The organism is Streptomyces sp. 150FB, assembly GCF_000818195.1.
Lineage (GTDB): Bacteria > Actinomycetota > Actinomycetes > Streptomycetales > Streptomycetaceae > Streptomyces.
This window is the reverse complement of the sequence record NZ_JTHL01000001.1, coordinates 5,445,625-5,451,684: the sequence shown is the minus strand read 5'-3', so window position 1 is coordinate 5,451,684 and position 6,060 is coordinate 5,445,625. Positions and strand designations below refer to the sequence as shown.

The following is a 6,060-nucleotide window of genomic DNA, read 5'->3' as shown; positions in this document are numbered from 1 at the left end:
GGGCTCGTCGAGCCGCTCGGCGGGCTCCGGTACGGGCTTCAGCGGCCCGGACTTACGCCCCCGCTCCTGGCCCTGGCCCTGGCCCTGGCCCTCCGCGCCGTCGCCCTCGACCGGGGCGCCCTCAGCGGCGGCCTTGGCGGCGGCCGCCGCCTTCGCCGATTTGGCCGCCTTCGCCGCCTTGGCCCGCGCCGCGGCATTACGCCTCGGCCTCGGTTCGTCACCGAAAGGGATCACCTTCGCATCGCCCATGTCAGACGCGCTCCTTGGCTACGAGAGTGGACAGCCGGTCGACCGTACGGGCCACGGCCGCCGGCGGCAGCAGCCCGGCACCCCGGCTGCGCGCGAAGTCCGCGAACGCCTCCGCGGTCGTGTACGTGGGTACGAATCCCAGTGTCCCGCGCATCTCGTCGGTACTCACAACCCGCCCATGGGTGAGCAGCCGGATCTGCTCCGGCGAGAAGTCGGTCATCCCGACCGTGCGCAGCCAGGTGCCGACCCAGTTCACCGTCGGCAGCGGCACGGGCACGGTGGGCCGCCCCAGCCGCCGCGAGCACTGCGAGAGCAGCAGCACACCGTCGGCCGCGATGTTGAAGGTGCCGCTGTTGAGCGTCCCGCGCCGTGGCTCGTCGGCCGCGACCAGGAGTACGTCGATGACGTCCTCCTCGTGGACGAACTGGAGCCTCGGGTCGTAGCCGAACACCGTCGGCAGCACGGGCAGCGAGAAGTACTCGGCGAGCGGCGAGTCGGCGCCGGGCCCCAGGATGTTGGCGAAGCGCAGCACACACACGGCGACATCGGGCCTGCGGCGCGCGAAGCCCCGTACGTACCCCTCGACCTCCACCGCGTCCTTGGCGAAGCCGCCGCTCGGCAGCGACTTGGGCGGGGTGCTCTCGGTGAAGACGGCCGGGTCGCGGGGCGCCGAACCGTAGACACTCGTGCTGGACTTGACGACCAGACGTCTGACGGTCGGCGATTTCTGGCAGGCACCGAGGAGCTGCATGGTGCCGATGACGTTGTTCTCCTTGACCGACGTGCGGCCGCCGGTGCCCAGCGGAGTGGCCGTCACATCCATGTGCACCACGGTGTCGACCCGGTGTTCGGCGAGTACCCGCGCTATGGCCGGCTGGCGGATGTCCGCGCAGACGAATTCGGCGCCGCCCAGCCGGTGCTCGGGAGGGACAGCGTCCACCGCGATCACGCGGTCCACCTCGGGCTCGCGCAGCAGGCGGCGTACGAGACGGCCTCCGAGTTGTCTGGCCGCTCCGGTCACGAGCACGACCCTGCCCAAGATCAGCGCCTTCCCTAGGTGTTCCGCGCGTGGCCCCACGGGACCCAGCGGCCCCGGGGAAGTCTTTTACGCGTCACCGTAGCGGTTCGCTGTCGTGCTCGGCTCACACCGCTCACACCGCGACCCTCCCACCAGCATGGTGGGAGGGCCGCGAATGCACGAACAGCGGTCGCTTACTTCTTGTTACGACGCTGAACACGGGTGCGCTTGAGCAGCTTGCGGTGCTTCTTCTTGGCCATCCGCTTACGCCGCTTCTTGATAACAGAGCCCACGACTACCCTCGCTCACTTCTCTTCACTCGGTGCGGGGCGTCTGGGCCCACACGACCTACGTCGGCCTAGCCTACCCGTCACCGAGTGAGGGACGTAATCCGAGGGGATGCCCTAGGCCGACTCAACCCCCACAAAGGACTCGCGGAGGTACTCGTGAACCGCTTGCTCCGGAACCCGGAAGGACCTGCCCACCCGGATCGCCGGCAGATGACCGCTGTGCACCAATCGGTACACGGTCATCTTCGACACTCGCATCACCGAGGCGACCTCCGCCACGGTAAGGAACTTGACCTCGTTGAGAGGCCTCTCGCTGCCAGCAGCCATGACCCACCTGTACCTTCCGCACGCGACGGCCACCGGCTTCCCCTCCGGTAACTCTTCGTCGCTGTGCGCTCACACGCCAGACTAGGGGCGGATGATGCGAGTGGGGAAGAGGAGTAGCCTTCGGCGGCTTACTGTGACAGACACGCCCGATTGAGTACATAGCGAGTAAGCGGGCGGTAGTAATCGGACCGCACCCCGTCATCGAGTGGTACGGCCACGGACACCCGGCCCTCGGCCTCCCCGACGAAGAGCGCGGGGTCGTCCGTATCGGCGAGACCGATGCTCTCAATGCCTAGCTGACCTGCGCCGCAGACCCATCCGTGGTCGCCGATGACCAGCTCGGGAAGGGGCCCTCCCGCCTCCATGACGCCCTCCAGCGCGGCCCGGACGGGCAGCGGTGAATGGCTGTGCGCGCCCGGCTCACTCCCGGCGCACCGTGCGCCTGGTTCTCGCACCAGTGCAACGCCTCGTACGTAGTCGAGACGGTACGTACGTACGCCGAACCGGGTCGTTATGTCGATACATCGGCCCTGCGCGGGGCTGAGGACAAGACATCCGGCCGCCGACAGGGCGTCTGCCAACTCCGCGTAGAAAATGAGCAGTCGGTGCGGGTGCCCGGTGCCCAGCAGCACCGGGACCCGGGCCGCGGCGGCCGCCCGGAGCCGTAGGGCAAAAGCGTTCAAGGCGGTCAAAGTACGTTCAGGATCGATCACATCAGGGCCGGTCACATGGGTGGGATCAGCCGAGACACCGCATTTGTCGGCCATGAGTCTGAGCAGGTCCGACTCCCGCCATGTCCGGACAGGATCAAGTCCGATCGTTACACGCGGATCCCTGGCCGCGAAAAGCCGATAACTGCGCAGGCTTTTCTCCCGCGACGTGGCCACTGGGCCGGCCAGCCTGGCCGCCAGCAGATGGGCCCGCAACACTCCGGTGCTCAACACGCTCCCGATGCTTGCGCACCGGGAACCGCTGAGGGCCGTAACCGTTGAGAGAACCCACAGTTGGCGTAATCAGGCGAGCAGTCCGCGCAGCGGGAAGACCGCTTTCCGGGTCGCCAGGATCGTCTGGTCCAGCCGGTCCGCCGGGTCGTACCCCGCTTCCCACGGCCGGAACGCCGCGTCCCGCCCGTCCGTCATCCGGGCGGGCCCGGGCTGCCGGGTCCGCGCGTACACCTCGTCGCGCCAGGACTGCGGTACGTCCGAGGCGGGGTCGATCGGCTGGTGCGCCGCGATCGCCACGAGGTGGGTCCAGGAGCGGGGTACGACGTCCACCACCGCGTAACCACCGCCGCCGAGCGCGATCCAGCGCCCCTCGTCGACGTACTGATGTGCCAGGTCGTGAGCGGCCACCTGGAGCGCGCGCTGCGCGTCGAGCGACACGGCGAGGTGCGCCAACGGGTCTTCGAAATGGGTGTCGGCGCCGTGCTGGGTGACGAGCACCTGCGGCCTGAAATCCGCCAGCAGTTCGGGCACCACGGAGTGGAACGCCCGCAGCCACCCCTCGTCACCCGTACCGGCCGGCAGCGCGATGTTGACCGCGCTGCCCTCGCCCGCGCCGCCGCCGGTCTCCTCCGGCCAGCCGGTCTGAGGGAAGAGCGAGGCGGGGTGTTCGTGCATGGACACGGTCAGGACCCGCGGGTCCTCCCAGAACGCCGCCTGGACACCGTCACCGTGGTGCACATCCACGTCGAGGTACGCGACCCGCTCCGCGCCGAGTTCCAGCAGCCGCGCGATCGCCAGCGACGCGTCGTTGTAGATGCAGAACCCGGAGGCGGAGCCGGGCATCGCGTGGTGCAGGCCGCCGGAGAAGTTCACGGCGTGCGCGGCGTCCCCGCGCCATACGGCTTCGGCGGCGCCGACGGACTGCCCGGCGATCAGCGCCGAGGACTCGTGGATACCGGCGAAGGCGGGGTCGTCCGCCGTGCCGAGTCCGTAGGAACCGTCGGCGGACCGGGGGTCGAGCGAGACCCGCCGTACCTCGTCGACGTACTCCTGGTGGTGGACGAGCCGGAGCGTCGAGTCGCCCGCCGAGGGCGCCGACACCACGTCGACGGCTCTGTCGAGCCCGAACGCCCTGACCAGGGCCATGGTCAGGCTCAGACGCACCGGATCCATCGGGTGGCTGCGCCCGAAGTCGTATCCCGTTACTCCGTCATCCCACATCAACAGTGCTCGGCCGCTCATGCCCGTCACCGTACCGGCCGTACTGCCCCCCGAACGAGCGCGAGTACACCAGTGTGACCAGGACCATGACCATCGGAACGAGCATCGCCCCCCGGTAGCTCCAGGCGTCGCCGAGCGCCCCCACCAGCGGCGATCCGACCAGGAACCCCACGTAGTTGAAGATGTTGAGCCGCGCCACGGCGGCGTCGCTCGCGGCCGGAAACAGCCGTCCCGCGGCGGCGAAGGTCTGCGGTACGACCACACACAGCCCGAACCCCAGCATGGTGAAACCGAGGATCCCCGTCCAGGCGCCCGGCGCGACGGCGACCACCGCGAACCCGGCGGCGGCGAGCACGGTCCCGCACCGCACCACGGCCACGGCGCCGAAGCGCCGCACACCGAAGTCGCCGATCGCGCGCCCCAGGAGCGTGGTGACCATGTACGCGTTGTACGGGACCGTCGCCAGCTCCTCCGAACTGCCCAGCACGTCCTGGAGGTACTTGGCGCTCCAGTTCGACACGGTCGAGTCGCCGATGTACGCGAACGCCATCACCAGACAGAGCGGCAGCAGCACCTTGAACACCACGGGCGTGGCCGCGGCCCCGGGCGCAGTCCCGGTGCCCGGCGCCTCTTCGGGGGCGGCGTCCGCGTACCAGCGGCTGCCGACGAGCGCGGCCGGCAGCAGGACGACGACCACCGGCAGGTACGACACGAGCAGCGAAAGATCCCAGTGCGCACCCGCCCACGCCAGCGAGGCGCCGCCGATACCGCCGAGGCTGTACGTGGCGTGGAAGCCGAGCATGATGCTGCGCCCGTACGCCCGTTGGAGGCTCACCCCGAGCATGTTCATCGAGGCGTCGAGCGCGCCGACCGCGAGGCCGAAGCCCGCGAGGGACACCGCGAGGTGCCACACCTGGGTGCCGGCGCCGACGCCGAGGAGCGCCAGGAGCACGACGGGCTGGGCCCATCGCAGCAGCAGACCTGGCCGTACGCGCGTGACCAGCTTCTCGGTGAGGACGCTGCCGACGCCGGCGAGGACGGGCACGGCGGCGAGGAAGAGGGGGAGGACCGCGTTGGATATCCCGTACTGGTCCTGGATGGCGGGGATGCGCGTGACGAGCAGCGCGAAGGTCACCCCCTGGACGAAGAAGCTCAGCGCCAGGGACGCCCGACCGTGCCGCAAGCGCGCATCTGTCATGGCGGGACAGCGTAGAACTCCCGGCTACTCATGGGTAGATGAATCACATGCCGGATAAAAACCGCCCGCTGTACGGCTCCTGGCTCAGGCCAGCAGCTCGGGCAGCTCGGCCATCCTGGAGAAGTACCCGGTGGCGCCGGCGAGTTTGGCCGCGGGTGTCATCGCGGTGAAGGCGTACAGGTCCATGCCGGCGGCGCGGGCGGCCGCGACTCCGAGGGGACTGTCCTCCACGACGACGCAGTGTTCGGGGGCGACACCCATCTGTTCGGCGGCGTAGAGGAACAGGTCGGGCGCCGGCTTACCGCGCCCGACGTCCTCGGCGCTGAAGACGGTGCCCTCCCGGAACCACCGGTCGAGCCCGGTCTTACGGTGCCCGACCCGGATCCGCTCATGTGCCCCGGACGAGGCCACGCAGTACGGCACCCCGTCGGCGGCCAGCTTCTCCAGGACCTCACCCACTCCGTCGACCGGCTCCAACTCCCGCTCGAAGGCGGCGAAGACACGGGAGTGCAGCGTGTCGTCGAAGTCGCCGGGCAGCCGCCGCCCGGTCCGCTCCCCCACCAGATCGTGGACGCGGTGCATTGCGGCCCCCATGTAGTCGCGCACCGAGTCCTCGTACGAGGTGGGGTGCCCCAACTCGGTGAGGTACGCGGCCAGGATGGTGTTGGAGAGGGGCTCACTGTCGACGAGTACACCGTCGTTGTCGAAGATGACGAGTTCGTAGCGCATACCCTCGACCCTAAACGGCCCCGGAACGCGAGAAAGCCCCGCACAAAGTGCGGGGCTTTCCCCAAAGATTGTTCGGCGGCGTCC

The 6,060-nt window shown here is 69.4% G+C and carries 7 protein-coding genes and 1 pseudogene; all 8 read right to left on the bottom strand.

The window, feature by feature from the left end; translation table 11 throughout:
• A pseudogene (locus tag QR77_RS46840) lies at positions 1-249 on the bottom strand (hypothetical protein); the annotation flags it as partial.
• Between the two features lies 1 nt (position 250).
• Entirely contained in the window at positions 251-1,288 is a 1,038-nt protein-coding gene (locus QR77_RS23490; RefSeq protein ID WP_040024114.1) for an NAD-dependent epimerase/dehydratase family protein, read from the bottom strand.
• A gap of 173 nt (positions 1,289-1,461) precedes the next feature.
• A complete protein-coding gene (locus tag QR77_RS43915; RefSeq protein WP_003948845.1) occupies positions 1,462-1,560 on the bottom strand; it encodes an AURKAIP1/COX24 domain-containing protein in 99 nt (32 codons plus the stop codon).
• A 111-nt stretch (positions 1,561-1,671) separates the two neighbouring features.
• Entirely contained in the window at positions 1,672-1,884 is a 213-nt protein-coding gene (locus tag QR77_RS23485; RefSeq protein ID WP_014046653.1) for a helix-turn-helix domain-containing protein, read from the bottom strand.
• A gap of 128 nt (positions 1,885-2,012) precedes the next feature.
• Entirely contained in the window at positions 2,013-2,828 is an 816-nt protein-coding gene (locus tag QR77_RS23480) for a phosphatase (protein ID WP_040024113.1), read from the bottom strand.
• Positions 2,829-2,897: 69 nt separating this feature from the next.
• A complete protein-coding gene (locus QR77_RS23475) occupies positions 2,898-4,070 on the bottom strand; it encodes an acetoin utilization protein AcuC (RefSeq protein ID WP_078877056.1) in 1,173 nt (390 codons plus the stop codon).
• Positions 4,039-5,247: an MFS transporter gene (locus QR77_RS23470; protein ID WP_040024111.1), complete on the bottom strand. Its 1,209-nt coding sequence runs from the start codon at positions 5,245-5,247 to the stop codon at positions 4,039-4,041. Before QR77_RS23470 ends, QR77_RS23475 begins: the two co-directional genes overlap by 32 nt.
• 84 nt (positions 5,248-5,331) lie before the next feature.
• Positions 5,332-5,976, bottom strand: coding sequence for an HAD family hydrolase (locus QR77_RS23465; RefSeq protein WP_040024110.1), 645 nt, complete (start codon positions 5,974-5,976; stop codon positions 5,332-5,334).
• Positions 5,977-6,060 lie beyond the last annotated feature (84 nt).